Here is a 16,642-nt window from a genome sequence, read left to right on the forward strand (position 1 = left end):
CCGGCCACCTAGCGCAATTTCAGAGTGCTCAGGGCCATCAAGGCCATGAGGATTGAGAGGATCCAGAAACGGATGATGATCTTCGACTCGGGGATGCCCTTGAGCTCGAAGTGGTGATGCAGCGGGGCCATGCGGAAGATGCGCTTGCCGCCGCTCATCTTGAAGTAGCCAACCTGCAGGATGACCGACAGGGTCTCGAACACGAACACGCCGCCCACCAGCGCCAGCACCAGCTCCTGCTTGGCCAGCACGGCGATGAAGCCCAGCGTGCCGCCCAGGGAGAGCGAGCCCACGTCGCCCATGAACACCTGGGCCGGGTAGGCGTTGAACCAGAGGAAGCCCAGGCCCGCGCCCACAAGCGCTCCGCAGAACACCGTCACCTCGCCCACGCCGGGCACCGGGGTGATGTTCAGGTACTGGGAAATGACCGCGTTGCCCGCGGCGTAGATGAACAGTGCGAAGCAGGCCGTGGCGACGACCATCGGCCCGATGGCGAGCCCGTCGAGGCCGTCGGTGAGGTTGACGGCGTTTGACGCGCCCACCAGCACCAGCACGGCGAAGGGCAGGTAGAACAGCCCCAGGTCCGGGTGGAAGTGCTTGAAGAAGGGCACGGCCAGGGTGGTGGAGTATGCGGGCTGGAAGATCAGAAGGGCGATGGCGGATCCCGCCACGGCGATCTGCCCGGCCAGCTTGGCGCGCGGGGAGATGCCCTTGTTCTGCTTCTTGACCACCTTGGTGTAGTCGTCCCAGAAGCCGATGGCCCCGAAGCCCACGAAGACGAGCAGCGTGAGCCAGATGTACACGTTGGTCAGGTCGCCCCAGAGCAGCACGCTGGTGACCAGCGACACGGCGATGAGCAGGCCGCCCATGGTCGGAGTGCCTTCCTTGGCCTGGTGGCACGCCACTTCCTCCAGAATGTGCTGGCGGCAGCGCAGGGCCTTCAGCCACTCGATGAGCCGGGGGCCGAGGAGGATGGAGATGACCAGCGCCGTCAGCAGCGCGTACACGCTGCGGAAGGTGATGTAGCGCAGGACGTTGAACAGCGTGAACTTGGCCGCGAGGGGGAAGAGCAGGTGGTAGATCATGCGCGGCCTCCGTTCGTGGTCTCGGCGAGCCCGTCAAGCAGGCCCTTGGCGTAAAGCTCCATGCGGCAGGATCGCGAGCCCTTGACCAGCACGACGCCGCGGGCAGCGGCCTTGGAGGCGTCCAGAAGCGGCATATGGGCCAGCACCTGGGCGGGCTCGGAAATCTTTGTCACGGCGATGGCGCTCCCGGCGCCCTTGGCGACCGCGGCGGCGAACTCGCCCTGGAAGAACACGGCGGCGGGGGCAAGCTTCGGCAGCAGCGCGCCCAGCTCTTCGTGGGCCTTCTCGGCCCCGGCGCCCAACTCCTTCATGTCGCCCAGCACCAGCACCAGCGGCGCGCCACCGGCCAGAAGCCTCGCGGCCTCCATGCTGCGGCGCATGGACAGCGGGTTGGCGTTGTAGGAATCGTCCACCACGCACCAGCCGCCGACCTCGGAGCAGCAGAAGCGCTGTCCGGGCAGCTCGGCCTTGCCAAGCCCCTCGGCGATCTGGTCCGTGCTCAGGCCCAGCATGTGGCAGGCTCCGGCCACGGCGGCGGCGTTCTCGGCGAAGTGTGCGCCGCAGGCAGGCAGCTCGGCCCAGAAGGACTCGCCGTCAACGATGATTTCGTACAGGCCGCGCCCGCCGGACAGGGCTTCCTCAAAACGGGCGTAGTAGGTGGCAAAGCTGTTCTGAGCGGAGAAGCCGACAACGCCCGGGAACACCTCAAGGGCGGCGTCCCAGAGTTCCGGGTAGTCCATGCTGCACAGCCCCAGGCCGCCCTCGCGCACATGCGCCAGCAGCGAGGCCTTGGCCTCGGCCACGCCCTCGATGCTGCCCAGGCCCTCCAGGTGCGCAGGTCCGATGTTCAGAACCAGCGCCAGGTCCGGGGCGATGATGACGCCCAGCTCGGCCATGTCGTGGGGTTTGCTGATGCCCACTTCCATGACCCAGGCGTCCTCCTGCCCGCTCGCGGCGAGCATGGACAGGGGCAGGCCCACCTGGTTGTTGAAATTCTTGTGGTTCTTGGCCACGTTCTTGCTGTGCGCCAGGGTCTGCGCCAGCAGCTCCTTCACCGTGGTCTTGCCCGCCGTCCCGGTTATGGCCACCACCTTCGCGCTGGTCATGTCGCGCCAGGCGCGGGCGAGACGCCCCAGGGCCAGCAGCGTGTCGTCCACCAGGATGACCGGGCAGGCGACGTCGGCCAGGGCGTGCGCGGCCACGATGGCTGCGGCGCCGGCCTGGGCCACCTGCGCGGCGAAATCGTGGGCGTCGAAGTTTTCGCCCTTGAGGCAGACGAACAGGTCGCCGGGCTTCACCTCGCGAGAGTCCGTGCGCACGGTCGTGACAACGCGCGCTCCTTCCGGTCCCGGCAGTCCCGTGCCGGTGAGGGCGCGGGCGATGGCGTCAAGGGTCATGTTCATGCCCGCACCCCGCCATGCACTTCGCGGATGGCGCGGCCCACGGCCTCGACATCGGAGAAGGGGTGCTTCACGCCGCCGATGAGCTGGTAATCCTCGTGTCCCTTGCCCGCGACGAGCAGGACGTCGCCCGGGCGCATGAGGCCCACGGCCTTGCGCAACGCCTCGTAGCGGTCCGGCTCCTCGATGATGACGAGGTCCGCCGGGCCGTTTTGCAGGCCTGGGCGGGCGTCGGCGATGATCTGGAGCGGGTCCTCGAAGCGCGGGTTGTCGCTGGTCAGCACTGCCACGTCGGAAAGCTTTGCCACGGCCTGGGCCATGAGCGGGCGCTTGGTGCGGTCGCGGTCGCCGCCGCAGCCGAACACGGTGATGACGCGGGAGAACTTGAGCGCGCGCAGGGCGCCGAGGACGTTGATGAGCGCGTCCGGGGTGTGCGCGTAGTCCACGAAGATGTCCAGGCCCTGGTCGTTCAGCACGCGCTCCAGGCGGCCGGGAACGCCGGTGAAGGGCTTGAGCGCCTGCATGTCGGCGGGGCCGAGGCCGAGGCCGAGCCCAACGGCCTGGGCGGCCATGAGGTTGCTGGCGTTGTGCGCGCCCACCAGCCCGGAGTCGAGCGTCCAGCACTTGCCCTCGAACTCCATGCGCAGGGACACGCCCTTGCCCGTGCAGGAAACGAGCTCGCCGTAGAGCATGCGGTTGCCGGAGGCCTTGGCGCGGCACAGGGTGAAGCCCACGGCGTCGGGCTGCTCTGAGAGCAGGCGCAGGCCGAAAGCGTCGTCGGCGTTGGCGGCCTTGAACTTGTCCTGGCGCGGGTAGCTTGCGAACAGCATCTTCTTGGCCTGGTAATACTCCTCGAAGTCGCCGTGATAGTCGAGGTGGTCCTGGGTCAGGTTGATGAGCACGGCCGCGTCGAATTCCAGGCCCGCCACGCGCTTCTGGTGCAGGGCGTGGGAGCTGGTCTCCATGACCACGGTGTCCACGCCGTCGGCGGACATGCGCGAGAAGAGCTCGTGCAGACGCCAGCAGCCGGGGGTGGTCAGGTTGGCCTCGATGGTCGTGCCGGGCCAGCGGTAGCTCACGGTGCCGAGCACGCCGACCTTGCGGCCCGCGGCTGTGAGCAGGCCTTCCAGCAGATAGCTGATGGTGGTCTTGCCGTTGGTGCCGGTGATGGCGACCGCCTGCATGCCCTGTTCGAGGGTCCGGAAATGCTTTGCGGCCAGCTGGCCAAGGGCCTCGGGCACGTCGGGCACGGTCATGAGCCTGGCCTTGGCGCTGTTCGGCAGGACGACGCCCGTTCCCGCCACGATCCAGGCCGCGCCCTTTTCCAGGGCCTGGGCCAGGTAGGTCGCGCTTTTGTCGCCAGCGGCGGGCATGAGGGCGAAGACCTCGCCGGGGCTCACCTCGCGAGAGTCCGTGCGGACCATGAGTCCGCGGCCGACCATGGCCAGCAGCTCGTTCCAGCGTGCCTTGCGCGCGGCGGGCATTACTTGCCCCCCTCTTGCAGCCACAGGACGAAACCGCCGTCCTTGGCGCTGCTCTTGGCCTCGGGCCAGGCTTCGCCGGGCAGAGGCTTCTGGTGGTCCACGACCATGCCGGAGCCCTTGAGGGTGGGCACGATCCCCTTCTTGCCCAGGACCTCCAGCGCACGTCGCACAGGCAGCCCGGTGAGGTCGGGCACGTTGGCCCCGGCCTGGGCCGAGGGCGCGCGCGTGGCCTTTTCATGCATGGATGACTCCGAAGGCTCGGCCTTGGGGTCGGCGGCCTTGGCCTCGGGCAGGCGGTTGTAGTAGGAGAGCGTCTTGATGGCGATTTCGCGCACGGCGGGGGCGCAGACGATGCCGCCCAGGGCCACGGGCGAGGGCTCGTCCACGATGGCCATGATGAGGAACTCCGGCTTGTCGCCGGGGAACAGGCCCACGAAGGAGGCCACGTTGCCGGTGCCGTAGCCTTTGCCGGTGGCGGCGGCCTTCTGCGCGGTGCCGGTCTTGCCCGCCACAACCACGCCGGGGATGCGCGCCAGCTTGCCGGTGCCGTCCTCTTCCACGACTTCGCGCATCATGGCCAGCACGGTGTCCACGGTCTGCTCGCTGAACACGCGCTCGGACGGCGGCGGCGGGGGGCCTGCCGGTTCGAGCACGAGCTTGAGCGGCTTGGTGACGCCCTTGTTGGCCAGGACCATGTACGCATTGGCCATCTGCAGCCCGGTGACGCCGATGCCCTGGCCGAAGGAGATGGTGGCCAGGTCGAACTCGCCCCATTCTTTGGCCGGGCGCAGCAGGCCCGCGGATTCCGAGGGGATGTTCAGGCCGGAGCGCTCGCCGAAGCCCAGCTTGCGAAGGGTGTTGTAGTAGGGCTGCGCGCCCAGGGCCAGGCCGATCTTGGCCGTGCCGATGTTGCTCGAATAACGCAGGATCCGGTTGGCCGAGAGCCAGCGGTAGGGGTGGGTGTCGCGGATGGTCTTGCCGCGCAGGACCCACTTGCCGTTTTCGCAGTCGAAAATCTTGTTGGCGTCGATGACCTTCTGGTCCAGGGCCGCGGCAAAGACGAAGGGCTTCATGGTTGAGCCGGGCTCGAACATGTCGAGCGCCGCGCGGTTGCGCCGGGCGGCGGGCTTGGAAAGGCCGGCGGCGTTGGGGTTCAGGAAGGGGAAGTGCGCCAGGGCCAGGATCTCGCCGCTGCTGACCTTGACCACTATGGCCATGCCGGAGCGGCCGTTGTACTTGGTGACCGCCTCGGCGAGGGCCTGCTCCGCGGCGTCCTGGATCACTGTGTCCAAGGTCAGCTGCACGTCGGCCCCGCGGATGTCCATCTCGCGGCCCTGGTCGTCCAGGTAGAGCCTGCGGCCGGTGGCGTCGCGCTGGACCACGTACTTGGCCTGGCGCCCGGCCATGCGCTCCTCGAAATGCTTCTCCATGCCCTCCAGCCCCACGCCGTCGACGCCGACAAAGCCGAGCACCTGCCCGGCGGAGTGGTGGTTGGGGAACATGCGGCGATACTCGCTGGTCAGGAACACGCCCGGCAGCTTTTCGGACTCGAGAATCTGCGCCTCGCGGTCGCCGATCTGCCGCTTGATCCAGACGAAACCCTTCTTCGTGCCCAGTTCGCGTTCGATGTTCTTCTGGGGAACATCGAGCGTCTGTGCCAGAATCTGGGCGGTCTGGGCCGCATTGTCGACCTTGATGGGCGAAACGTACACGGACTTGCTCTCCACGCTTGTGGCCAATATGGAGCCGTTTCTGTCATAGATGCGGCCCCGTTCACCCAATTCAAACCCAGTGGCCAGGCTCTGCTTCTCGGCGCCCTTCTTGAGCTCCGGCCCGAGATAGAGCTGGACGTATGCGGCCCGGCCCCACAGCGTCACCCAGATGCCCGCGAAGAGCAGGCCCACCAGCAGGAGCTTGAGCTTGCCGGTGTCCGTCTTGGCCCTGGCGGGAGAACCCTCCCGGCTGCGTGACACGCGCTTGGTCATGGCCGCCCCTGCCGCTTACTTTCCCTGATCCTGCCCCGTCATGAGGCGCATCTGCCCCGGCCCCACAGGCCCAAGCCCGTAGGTGGCCGCCAGGCGCTTGAGACGGTATGGCGAAATCAGGTTGTTGCGCTCAAGCTCAAGCTTGGAAGCCAAGGCGGTGCGGTTGCTCAGCTCCTTCTCCAGCTTGTTCACGTCGTAGGCCAGGTCCATGCGCTCAATGTTCAGCCACACCGACGAGAGGCTCAAGAGCATCACGCCGCCGATGGCGAAGAAAAACGACAGCAGGGTTCCCCTGAGCGCGCTCATGACCGGCCGCCCTTGGCGGTTTCGCCGCCCGGCTTGTCCAGGCGCTCCGCCACGCGCAGCTTGGCGCTGCGGCTGCGGGGGTTGCGGTCCATCTCGAGCTGCGTGGGCAACTGCGGCTTCTTGGTCAGGATGCGCGCCAGCGGGGCGCGGTCGCAGGTGCAGATCTGCTGCTCCAGGGGGCAGCGGCAGCCCTTGGCCCAATGCTTGAACGCCTCCTTCACCACGCGGTCCTCCGCGGAGTGGAAGGAGATGACGGCCAGGCGGGCTCCGGGTTTCAGATACTGCACTATGCGCTCCAGAAAATCTTTGATCTCGCCGAGTTCGTTGTTCACCGCCATGCGCAGGGCCATGAAAGTGCGCGTGGCCGGGTGGTTGCGGGCTTCCCTGCGGCGGTCGGGGGGATACGCCTTGGCCACGATCTCCGCAAGTCTTGACGTGGTCCGAATCTCTTCCTGCTCCCGTACCCGCACGATCGCCCTGGCGATTTTCCCACCCAGGGGCTCGTCGCCAAGGTCGCGGATGATCTGCTTCAGGTCATCGAAATGCAGCCTGTTCACCAGCACCCGGGCCGAGTCCATGCCGCTGGTGGCGTCCATGCGCATGTCCAGCGGGCCGTCGGCCATGAAGCTGAACCCGCGCTCGGCCTCGTCCAGCTGGAGCGAGGAAACGCCAAGGTCCAGCACCGCTCCGTCCAGCATGTCCCAGCCTGCCTCCGCAAGTGCCGACTCGAAGTCGCTGAAGGCCGTGTGGAAGGTTCTGGCCCGGCCCGGAAATTCCTTGAGGCGCTCTTGCGCCAGGGCCAGGGCCTGCTCGTCGCGGTCCAGGCAGACGAGCTGTGCCTCGCCGCCGGAGGCGCGCAGCAGCCCCAGGCTGTGCCCGGCCAGGCCCAGTGTGCCGTCGAGGTAGCGTCCGCCCGCCCTGGGGGCGAGATAATCGACGATCTCGTCGAGCATGACCGGGATGTGGGGGACCTCCTGTGCATCGCTCATGCCTGCACCCGCCTAGAAGGGCAGGGCGATGTTCGCCCTGGCCATTTCCTCGGACACATCAACATGGCTCTGCTCCAGCAGCGCCTCAAAGCGGTCCTTGTCCCAAATCTCAAAGCGCTTGCCCACGCCGGCCAGGACGATGTCCCGGTCGATGCGGCCGCTTTTGCGCAGGTGTGTGGGCAGCTGGATGCGGCCCTGCTTGTCCAGGGCGACCTCGACGTATCCGGCGTAGGCCACGCGGCGCATGTCCTGCAGCATGCTTGAGGGGGCGGCGAGCTTGGTCTCCAGCTCCAGCACGAAGGCTTCCCACTGCGCCGGGGTGATGCCGATGATCTGGCCCTGGAAAAGGGTCAGCACCACAGTGCCCCCGGGCGATTCCGCCAGGAGCTGATCTCTGAACTCCGGGGTCAGCATGAGCCGTCCCTTCGGGTCCAGACTGCGGTGGGCATGACCAAGTAGGCGCACATTTCCCCCTATTCGTACCACTAATTTCCACGTATTTCCACTTCGCCCCACCTTTTTATGAATTCCAGGGGAAAGTCAACACAAAAAACATTTTCATCTGCTCGAAATGAGGGTAGTGCTCAGTCCAGACCTCAAGGCGGCACCGGGATCGCTCGGAACAGTGAGCGATGCGTGCTGGTTACGGCACCGGCTTCGAAGCAGTCAGTTTTTGGGCTGTAAAAAAAATATCGGCGTCTGGGTCGGGCGGGAATCATTCTGCGTCCGGGCTGGGGGCGGGTTCTGGCCCGCCGGAGCCTCAAAGCGGGAACCAACAGGCATGGCAGAAAAAAAGAAAGTCGACATCCCCGATGCCCTGGACGAGGAATATTACCAGATCAACCTGGATATCCTTGAGAGCTTCAGCAAGTACCGCCCCCCGCTCGACCTGTTCCGGTTCAAGGAGGATGTGGCGCGCATCGTGCCCTTCTGCCGGGGCGGGGAACGGCTGACCAACGAGCAGGTGGAGCAGTTGGCGTTGATGGTGGAGGAGGGGCTCATCTTCGTCTCCCGCGCCGACCATCCCATCTACGTCAAGCACATCAGCTACCAGCTGGATCTTGTGCTGGTGGACAAGAACCTGCACGAGACCGAGATCGCCGACATCTTCACCCAGGCCCTGACCCGGCGTTTGGCGGAGTTCTTCGACCAGCCCGTGCCCATGGTCCTCGCCAGGCTCTGGACCGACGTCATGGTGCTGACCGAGTATCTGTACCACGACATCCACCGCATACGCGCCCTGACCCGGCGCCTGCATAGCGTCCACAGCCTGGAGAACCATTCCTTCAACACGGGCATCATGGGCCTGGCCATCCACTCCAAGGTCAAGGCCGCCCAGTACGAGGCCGGAGACATCAAGCGCAAGGTCTTCGATCACCTGGCCGCGGGCCTCTTCCTGCACGATCTGGGCATGACCAAGGTTCCGAACTTCATCCGCGAAAAGGACAAGCCGCTGATGCCGGACGAGCGCACCAAGCTCCAGCGCCACACCCAGACCGGGTACGAGATGCTGGCCAAGCTCGACCTCAAGTTCCCGGAGGTCGAGGAATGCGTCACGGATCACCACGAGCGCGTCAACGGCAGCGGCTACCCGCAGAAGAAGATCGCCCTGGGCGATGTGGGACGTTTGTGCGCCCTGGCCGATTCCTATTGCGCCATGACCGTCAAGCGGGTCTACGCAGAGGCTCTGGAACCCATGAAGGCCGCCGCCGCCCTGGTCCAGGATCCCGGCTACGATTCCGAGATGTCGCGCGCGCTCCAGGGCATGCTGGTCACCATCGGCAAGCACAAATAGTCCACCGCCCGAAGAGAACTACGTAACGTGCCTCGTTGGCTTTAGTTTTTTGTTCCCGCCCGTCCCTGTGTCGTGCTACGGTGCAGGCTGATCGCAGATTAAAGCGGGAGGATATGATGGGCGGAGACAACAGCCGGGCCGTCTTGGTGCTTACGGAGCGGCCCGATGACTACAGTCGGGACCTGGGCCGCCTTGGCCTCAAACCGCATTTCGCCAACAAGGTGTCTGGCCTGCTTGACCGCTTGCAGGAAGTTCCGGCCTGCGGTTTCGTGCTGGAGGTCGACCGCGTCATGCACGCTCATCGGGTGGAGCGTGATCACCTGCTCAAGCTCGTGGGCTCCTTCCCGCTGCTCAGAACCATGCGCAAGGGCGAGGAGAGCGCTCTGTCCTATCTGGACGACCCCTCCTGCTTCGCCGCCAACGTCAAGGGGTTCAGCCCGCGCCGGGTGCGCAGCCACGCCCGCGTGCCGGTGCGCCTGAACGCGCTTCTGGCTCTGGAGGACGACTTGGCTCTGGCAAATGGGTATCGCACCAATCTGCTGGACCTCTCTGCAAGCGGCGGTTTTGTTTACAGCACCCACGATTTTGCCGGGCACGAGCTGTTGCGCGTGCGCATCCTTGAGCTTTCCGACCCCACTCCCATCGTGGCCCACATCCGCTGGCGCAAGCCGTGGGGCGCTGCGCACGTCCTGCCGGGCCTTGGGCTGCTGTTTGTCGACATGCGCCCCGGCCAGTTGGACGAGCTGGTGACCCGCTTCATCGCGCCTCCAGAGGACGATATTCTGCTGAAAACAGTCTCCTGAAGCGTTTTTTTCGATCAATAGGCGCAACCCACCGGATTCTCCTGGCATTAGTTTTAAGTGCCAGAGCTGTCATTTCAGGCGTCCTCGCTTCCTTTTATCACGAAATCTGCTATGACGTATTTTGAATCGTCAGGGGATGAGAGGAGGACGCCATGGGGAATGAGACGAGCCAGGGAAGGAACGTGTTCGTTCTGACCGACAAACCCTGGGACTACGACCAGGACATGCGGCGGCTGGGGCTGACGCCAATCTATGCGCCTTCTTCGGCCCGCCTGTTGGAGCAATTGCAACAAGAGCTTTCCAGCGGCCTCGTGCTTGAGGTGGACAAGGTCATGCGGTCGTCCGGACCGGAGCGTGAACAGCTCTTCCAACTGGCCGACGTGTTTCCGGTGCTGCGCGTGCTGCGCCGGGGCCTGGACCGGGAGATGGTCTACCTGGACGACCCGGACGGGTTTTCGACGAAGGTCGAGGCTTTCCTCCCGCGTGAGGTGCGCCACAGCGGGCGCGTTCCGGTGCTGCTGCATGGGGTCATGGCCTCTGGAGCGGACGGCGACTTCTCTACGCCTTTGCAGGCGAGCATCCTTGATCTCTCTGACTGCGGCGGCTTCGTCAGCTGCAATGGCGACATCGGTGACGGCAACCAGGTGCTGCTTCGGATCGCGGAGATGGACGACCCCACGCCGGTGCTGGCGGGCATCCGCTGGCGCAGGACGAACGGCACGCGTGCGCGCCGAAACGGCATGGGTCTGCGATTCCTGAGCATTCGCTCCGGCCAGTTGCGCGAGTTGGCGGCCCGCTATCTTGGATCGCAGTCTGGCGCGTGCATGGCTTAGGCTGGCTTTCCTTTGCGCTCGCGCAGGAACTGGGCGTAGTCCTGGTCGGCGGTCAGAATGTGCTCGCCCCACCAGGTGGCGAGATACTCGTTGATGTGGGTGGCGCAGGCCAGGAAGCCTTCCTGCCCGGCCTTGTCGGCCTTGGCCAGCTCCACGTGCAGCTCCGCGGTGAACTGCTGCAGGCTGCGCAGGAAAAGGTCGTGCTGGCTCATGTGTCCGTATATCCGGGGATACCCGTACTTGAGCAGCAGGGTCTCCTCAGTGTGGAAATGCTTGAACGCGTAAGCGCGCATGTCGTAGATCAGATGAATGACGTCCGCCAGCTTGATGGGCTTGTTTCGAGCTGACTCGCAGAGCGTGGCCGAGTTGAGGCAAAGGTCGAAGAAGCCTTTGTGCTGCTCGTCGATGACGTCGACATCGAGCAGGTACTCCGGTTTCCACAGGTTCACTGGCGTGTCCATCTGTCCCCTCCTTCCGTGCGGTTGCAAGCGGTCGTGAGAGTGTAATGCAACACTCTCAGCGTGCTGACAAGCCGCAAGCGGCCTTTGCCGTTGCCTTGACTGGCTGTTCCTGAGAAGGTGGAGCGCCTCAGGCCCCGCACCACCCAGGAGCTTTGCCAAATGAAAACACCCGCCCTTGCCCTGAAGTGTGTCCTGTCCCTGCTCCTCTGGGGAGCGCTGGCCGCAACTCCCGCCGCGGCGGCGGAACCTGCCGCAAGTTTCGGCTCCGCCGCGCTGCTGCACGGCCTCTGGACGTCCGCCCAATTGGCCGGGACCGAGGCCGACCGGAGCATCGGCGCGGTGACGGCCCCGGACACCACCCCGCCGCCCACGCTGCCGCCGGAACAGATGGACCAGCTGGCCCTGCCGCCGGTGCGGCCGGAACTGCGCGGGGTCATCCGCCGGGTGAGGGTGAGCCCCGATGGCCCGGGAGGCGGCCGCAAGGTGGTGGCCCTGACCTTCGACCTCTGCGAGCGCGCCAACAACGTGGCCGGGTACGACAACCGCATCATCAACCTGCTGCGGGCCGGGGGGCACAAGGCCACCTTCTTCGCGGGGGGCAAGTGGATGCGCTCGCACCCGGAAAAGGCCATGCAGCTCATGGCCGACCCGCGCTTTGAGCTGGGCAGCCACACCTGGACCCACGGCAACCTGGCGCTCATGGACCAGGCGCAGATCCGCGCGCAGATGGAGCCGACCCAGGTCCAGTACGCGCTGCTGCGCCAGGAGCTCGGCCGCCGGGCCGAGGCCAGGGCTTTAGGCGCCCAGATGGCCCTGGTGCCGAAGGCCCTGCCCTTCATGCGCCTGCCCTATGGCCGCAGCTCGGCGCTGGCGCTGGAGGAACTGGCGCGGTCCGGGTACCCGGCCATCCAGTGGGATGTTGAGGGGGAGCGCGACGAGGAAGTGCACTCCCCGGCGAGCATCGCGCGCACCGGTCTTTCGCTCATCCGGTCCGGCTCCATCGTGCTCATGCACGCCAACGCCGTGCCGGAGAAGACCTTCGCGGTCCTGCCCCGGGTGCTGAAGGGACTGCGCAAGCGCGGTTTCGAGCTGGTGACGGTGAGTGAGCTTTTGCGGCTGGGGCCGGTGGAAACGGTGGCGGAAGGGTATTTCAGCGAACCGGGCGACAACCTGCAGTACGACGCGCTCTTCCCGGGCAAGGGCACGCTCAAGCCCGATCGCACCCGGCCCTTCACCACGGTGCCGGTGCCCTGAGGCCGGAGCGGTCTACCCGGCCGGGAACTCCTGCCCGACCTTGATCAGGTGCGCGGCGAGCGGTGAGATGGGCTCGTTCACGGCGCGCACCAGGTTCACCGGGCTCATGTACTCGTTCGACCAGTCAAAGGTCAGGCGCACGCCGTTCTGGCCTTCCAGCACGGCCTCGGCCAGCAGCTTGCGCACGTCGGTGGGCTTGGGGCCGTTCTTGCTCTTGCGCTCCACCACGCAGGTGTCCTTCCGCAGCAGCTCGGCCCAGTGGCCCAGCCAGCGCGACACGTCCTCGGACTCGCCGGTGTAGCGCACCAGGAAGCGCTCGCGCACGGGCTGCTTGCTGCGCTCCGTCACGCCCATGGGCTCGATGCGGATGGGCATGAGCCCGTCGGGCATCTGCGCGGCCAGGGTGTCCAGCACGAATTCCGGCGCCAGCTTCTCGCGCAGGGTCAGGGTGAACCACTCGGCCATGCTCTCCACGCCCACGGGCAGGGCGCGGCCAAAGGAGATGCGCGGCATGGGGTGGAAGCCCGCGCTGAAGGACAGGGGGAAACGCGCGCGGCGCAGCGCCCGTTCGAGGATGCTCTGCAACTCGAGCTGGCTCAGGTACGCGGCCTCGTTCAGCTTCTCGTACCAGATGCGGTACTGGGCCTGGCGCTCAGACAGGTCGAGCTTGCGCTCGGCGTCCTCGGCCACGAGGCTCGCCGTTTCCGCGGCAGCCGCGGCCTTGCGCTCGGCCTGTTCCGCCGGGGTTTCCGAGGCCAGGCTCGCGGCCTCTTCCTGGTCGCGACGGGCAAAGACCAGGCGCGGGCGGATGTCGTCGCCCCCGCCCTGTCCCGCCAGGCGCGACACGCGGCCCTCGTGCCCGCACACGCCGCAGTTGCGGCAGGCCCCGTAGCGGCAGTCCTCGGTGAGCTTTCCGGCCAGGGCGCGCCCAAGCTCGGTGCGCAGAAAGTCCTTGGACACGCCGCAGTCCAGGTGGTCCCAGGGCAGGGGCGCGCCCGGGTCGCGCGGGGCCTGGTATTCCTCGGGCGTCAGGCCGTGCTCGGCCAGCGCCTCTAGGTACGGCTCAAGCCGCAGGTGGTCGCGCCAGCTGGAGAACAGCGCGCCCTTGCGGTAGGCGCTCTCGATGACCGGGCCGAGGCGGCGGTCGCCGCGCGAGAACACGCCCTCAAGGTAGCTCATCTCCGGCTGGTGGAACTTCAGCGTGATGCGCTTGTGCGGCCTGAGCGCGTCCTTGATGCGGTAGACGCGGCGGCGGATCTCGTCCATGCCGATCTGCCCGGCCCACTGGAACGGGGTGTGCGTCTTGGGCACGAAGGGCGACACCGCCGCCGTGACCTGCAGGCGCTTCACGTGGCGTCCGGCGGCATCGCGCACCTTGACGCAGAGGTCGGCGATGGCGTCCAGGTCCTCGTCGGTTTCGGTGGGCAGGCCGATCATGAAATAGAGCTTCACCTGCTGCCAGCCGTGCTCGAACAGGGTGCGCACGTGCTCGATGAGCGCCTCTTCGGTGACGCCCTTGTTGATGACGTCGCGCAGGCGCTGGCTGCCCGCCTCGGGCGCGAGGGTGACGCCGGTGCGGCGGATGCTGGCCATGCGGCCCATGATGCGCTCGGACAGGGAGCCAACGCGCAGGCTCGGCAGGGAGATGGTGACCTGCTCGGCGGCGCAGCGCGAGAAGGTGGTTTCGAACAGCGCCTCCAGGGCGGAGTAGTCACCCGTGGACAGCGAGAGCATGGACACTTCCTCGAAGCCCGTGGCGCTGATGGCCTCCACAAGCTGGACGTCCAGGCGCTCCGGGCTCTTCTCGCGCACCGGGCGGTAGACCATGCCCGCGTGGCAGAAGCGGCAGCCGCGGGTGCAGCCGCGCGCCAGCTCCAGGGTGTAGCGGTCGTGGATGGCCTGGCCGAAGGGCACTGCCGGGGAGGTGGGGAAGGGCGCGTCGGCGATGTCGGGCACCAGGGCCTTTCGCACGCGCTCGTAGCCGGGCAGCAGCGGGCGCAGCGGCTGGTCCGGGCCGTCCCACGCGAACAGGCTCGGCACGTAGACGCCGGGCAGGGCGGTGAGCTGGCGCAGCAGCTCGGCCTTGGGGGTTCCGGCCTGGCGGGCGGCTGCCACGGCTTCCAGAATCTCCGGCAGCGCCACCTCGCCGTCGCCCAGCACAAGCAGGTCCATGTACTCGGCGATGGGCTCGGGGTCGAAGCAGGCTCCGCCCCCGGCCATGATGAGCGGCCAGTCTCCGCCGTCCTCCTTGGCAGCGAGCCTTTCGGCCGCGCGCAGCGGAATCTGCGCCAGGTCGAGCATGTACAGGATGTTGGTGTAGCAGAGCTCGTGGGTCAGGCTGAAGGCCACCGCGTCCATCTGCGTGAGCGGCGTGTCGGTCTCCATGGTGGCGAGCTTGGCGTTGTGCTCGCGCAGGATGGCGGCCGTCTCCTGGCAGGGGGCGTACACGCGTTCGGCCTGCATGCCTTCGCGCTCGTTCACAGCCTGGGTCAGGATCTTCTGGCCCAGGTAGCTCATGCCGACCTCGTAGAGGTCCGGGAAGGCCAGGGCCGCGCGAACGCGAAGGCTCGCCGGGTCCTTGCGCACGGTGCCCCACTCGTTGCCGAGGTAGCGGCTGGGACGGGGCAGCAGAGGCAAGAGTTCCTTCACGCGGGCTCCTTGGGCTTTTTTGGATGCTGTGTTTCTGGAAACAGGAAACGGGGCGGCAGGACCGTTTGGCCCACCGCCCCGGTCATGGACGAGAAGCGTTCAGGCTGGTGTGCCGAACCTATTTGAGCAGGCTGGAGATGCTGCCGCCGCCGGGAGCGGAGAGCGTCAGGCTGCTCGCGGCCTCCAGGTACTTGGTCTTCAGCTCCTCCGGGGCTTTCTTGTACTCGTAGAGCACGTGGGCCGTGGAGATTTCGCCGGTGATCTCCTGCTCAAAGGGGTAGCCGAAGGGAAGCAGCATCATCTGCACGCCCTGCTGGCTGGGGACGGTCTGAAGCACGGCAGGGTCGGTGATGGTCTTGCCGTCCGCGCTCCACTTGCCGATGACGGATTCGCCGTTGATGAGCTTCACGAGCCGGATATCGTAGGGCATGGAATGACTCCTTGGTTTTGGTGAGGCGGAAGGTAGGGGCTCGGGCCTGCCCTGTCAAGGGATGCGCCCTTGCCAGGAACCCGCGACCAAGGGTAGGGTGGAGGCATGTATCGCCTGAAAACGCACGTTCCGCTTCGCCTGGCCACGCTGGCGCTGGTGTTGCTGTTGCCGCTGCTTCTGCAGGGCTGCTGGACTTTGGAGCACTACATGGTGCGGGTGCGCATCGAGGTCGATGGCAGCTACAAGTATTTTGCGGAGGGCTCGGCCTCGCACTCGGAGACGGTCTTCGCCCTGCGGCGCGCGCAGTATGAGGCCAAGGCCGGCAAGACCAAGGCTGGCGAAGCCAAGGGGGGCGGCCACAAGTCCGAGGAGCCCAACAAGGCGCAGAACGAGTCGGCGACTTCCTTCGCCAAGGACCTGGCCCAGGCGCGCAAGGACCCGCGCGTGCATGACCTGGTGGACATCGGGGGGGGGCGCGTGCGCTTCGCGATCTCCGGCAAGGGAACCATCTCCGGCGGGGAGATTATATTTATGGAGCGCGAGTCACCCTTGTCCTACGCGCAAGGTCCGGGCGGCACCCTGAGCGTGCGGCTCAAGGACGCCGTGGTGGGGCGCAACGCGGAGGCCCTGGGGATCAAGTCCGTGGGCGACGTGAGCATCAAGCTTGCCGAAGGCATCCAGGTGCTGGAAAGCAACGCCGACAAGTCGCCCAGCGGCCCCGGCGGGGCGTACCGCTGGCATATCGAGAAGCCGGACCAGCCCGCGCCGCACCTTGTCTTGCGTCTGCCGAAGCAATGATTCCTGTGTCGGGCGGCCTAAAAAAGTCTTGTCCGCCGGAAGGAAACGCGCTAAACGACTTTTCCGCGCCCGGCAACGGGACGGCTTCGGGGACGTAGCTCAGCTGGGAGAGCGATGCGTTCGCAACGCATAGGCCAGGGGTTCAATCCCCCTCGTCTCCACCAAAGAAAACAATGGTTTACGGCAAAATGCTGTAAACCATTTTTTCGTTTTGCTACCTTATTGCTACCGGTGCAAAATGCATATGTGCCGAATGACCAAGCATGAGCGACCACGCTTTATCCCAAGAGGAGCTTACTCCTACTGCTTCGTGCGCAATGGTGACCGCTTTTATCCTTCAATCTAGCACAGCCTTGTCCATAATCCGGGG

Annotated in this window: 15 protein-coding genes and 1 tRNA gene; 6 read left to right on the forward strand and 10 right to left on the reverse strand. The window is 66.2% G+C overall.

Features of this window, described 5'->3' with window-relative positions; translation table 11 throughout:
- Positions 1–8 precede the first annotated feature (8 nt).
- Genes mraY through RDU24_RS04435 form a run of 7 tightly spaced genes read right to left on the reverse strand, consistent with a single transcriptional unit; the run spans position 9 to position 7,714 of the window.
- On the reverse strand, positions 9–1,085 hold the full coding sequence (gene mraY, locus RDU24_RS04405; protein WP_308734523.1) for a phospho-N-acetylmuramoyl-pentapeptide-transferase: 1,077 nt from the start codon (positions 1,083–1,085) through the stop codon (positions 9–11).
- Positions 1,082–2,488, reverse strand: coding sequence for a UDP-N-acetylmuramoyl-tripeptide--D-alanyl-D-alanine ligase (locus tag RDU24_RS04410; RefSeq protein ID WP_308734524.1), 1,407 nt, complete (start codon positions 2,486–2,488; stop codon positions 1,082–1,084). The genes mraY and RDU24_RS04410 overlap by 4 nt, the downstream gene beginning before the upstream one ends.
- On the reverse strand, positions 2,485–3,969 hold the full coding sequence (locus tag RDU24_RS04415) for a UDP-N-acetylmuramoyl-L-alanyl-D-glutamate--2,6-diaminopimelate ligase (protein WP_308734525.1): 1,485 nt from the start codon (positions 3,967–3,969) through the stop codon (positions 2,485–2,487). Before RDU24_RS04415 ends, RDU24_RS04410 begins: the two co-directional genes overlap by 4 nt.
- On the reverse strand, positions 3,969–5,954 hold the full coding sequence (locus RDU24_RS04420; RefSeq protein ID WP_308734526.1) for a penicillin-binding transpeptidase domain-containing protein: 1,986 nt from the start codon (positions 5,952–5,954) through the stop codon (positions 3,969–3,971). The genes RDU24_RS04415 and RDU24_RS04420 overlap by 1 nt, the downstream gene beginning before the upstream one ends.
- A gap of 15 nt (positions 5,955–5,969) precedes the next feature.
- Positions 5,970–6,260 (reverse strand): hypothetical protein, encoded by a 291-nt coding sequence (locus RDU24_RS04425; protein WP_308734527.1) that lies wholly within the window; start codon positions 6,258–6,260, stop codon positions 5,970–5,972.
- On the reverse strand, positions 6,257–7,249 hold the full coding sequence (gene rsmH, locus RDU24_RS04430; protein ID WP_308734528.1) for a 16S rRNA (cytosine(1402)-N(4))-methyltransferase RsmH: 993 nt from the start codon (positions 7,247–7,249) through the stop codon (positions 6,257–6,259). The genes RDU24_RS04425 and rsmH overlap by 4 nt, the downstream gene beginning before the upstream one ends.
- A gap of 12 nt (positions 7,250–7,261) precedes the next feature.
- Positions 7,262–7,714 carry a division/cell wall cluster transcriptional repressor MraZ gene (locus RDU24_RS04435; RefSeq protein ID WP_308734529.1) on the reverse strand — a complete coding sequence of 151 codons (453 nt, stop codon included), beginning with the start codon at positions 7,712–7,714 and terminating at the stop codon, positions 7,262–7,264.
- A 316-nt stretch (positions 7,715–8,030) separates the two neighbouring features.
- On the opposite strand from RDU24_RS04435, the gene RDU24_RS04440 reads away from it, so the two are divergent.
- The 3 genes from RDU24_RS04440 to RDU24_RS04450 all read left to right on the forward strand — a co-directional run bounded on the left by RDU24_RS04440 (position 8,031) and on the right by RDU24_RS04450 (position 10,680).
- The gene (locus RDU24_RS04440) at positions 8,031–9,044 is read left to right on the forward strand and encodes an HD-GYP domain-containing protein (protein ID WP_308734530.1); all 1,014 of its coding nucleotides are present in this window, start codon (positions 8,031–8,033) and stop codon (positions 9,042–9,044) included.
- Between the two features lie 116 nt (positions 9,045–9,160).
- Positions 9,161–9,847 carry a PilZ domain-containing protein gene (locus RDU24_RS04445; protein ID WP_308734531.1) on the forward strand — a complete coding sequence of 229 codons (687 nt, stop codon included), beginning with the start codon at positions 9,161–9,163 and terminating at the stop codon, positions 9,845–9,847.
- A gap of 152 nt (positions 9,848–9,999) precedes the next feature.
- Positions 10,000–10,680, forward strand: a complete 681-nt coding sequence (locus RDU24_RS04450) for a PilZ domain-containing protein (protein WP_308734532.1) — start codon at positions 10,000–10,002, stop codon at positions 10,678–10,680.
- Here the strand turns inward: RDU24_RS04450 and RDU24_RS04455 are convergent.
- Positions 10,677–11,141, reverse strand: coding sequence for a bacteriohemerythrin (locus RDU24_RS04455; RefSeq protein WP_308734533.1), 465 nt, complete (start codon positions 11,139–11,141; stop codon positions 10,677–10,679). The two genes, RDU24_RS04450 and RDU24_RS04455, sit on opposite strands and share 4 nt — an antisense overlap.
- Positions 11,142–11,300: 159 nt before the next feature.
- Here RDU24_RS04455 and RDU24_RS04460 point away from each other — a divergent pair, with 159 nt between their 5' ends.
- Complete coding sequence (locus tag RDU24_RS04460) at positions 11,301–12,395, forward strand: polysaccharide deacetylase family protein (RefSeq protein ID WP_308734534.1); 1,095 nt, start codon at positions 11,301–11,303, stop codon at positions 12,393–12,395.
- Positions 12,396–12,407: 12 nt separating this feature from the next.
- Here RDU24_RS04460 and RDU24_RS04465 read toward each other — a convergent pair whose 3' ends face one another.
- Together RDU24_RS04465 and RDU24_RS04470 are read right to left on the reverse strand one after the other, a co-directional pair.
- Positions 12,408–15,044 carry a TIGR03960 family B12-binding radical SAM protein gene (locus RDU24_RS04465; RefSeq protein WP_308734535.1) on the reverse strand — a complete coding sequence of 879 codons (2,637 nt, stop codon included), beginning with the start codon at positions 15,042–15,044 and terminating at the stop codon, positions 12,408–12,410.
- A gap of 118 nt (positions 15,045–15,162) precedes the next feature.
- Positions 15,163–15,474, reverse strand: coding sequence for a hypothetical protein (locus tag RDU24_RS04470; protein WP_308734536.1), 312 nt, complete (start codon positions 15,472–15,474; stop codon positions 15,163–15,165).
- 105 nt (positions 15,475–15,579) lie between these two features.
- On the opposite strand from RDU24_RS04470, the gene RDU24_RS04475 reads away from it, so the two are divergent.
- The gene (locus RDU24_RS04475; protein ID WP_308734537.1) at positions 15,580–16,272 is read left to right on the forward strand and encodes a hypothetical protein; all 693 of its coding nucleotides are present in this window, start codon (positions 15,580–15,582) and stop codon (positions 16,270–16,272) included.
- Positions 16,273–16,360: 88 nt separating this feature from the next.
- Positions 16,361–16,436, forward strand: a tRNA-Ala gene (locus tag RDU24_RS04480).
- Positions 16,437–16,642: the final 206 nt, after the last annotated feature.

The organism is Humidesulfovibrio sp., assembly GCF_031082295.1.
Taxonomy (GTDB): domain Bacteria; phylum Desulfobacterota; class Desulfovibrionia; order Desulfovibrionales; family Desulfovibrionaceae; genus Humidesulfovibrio.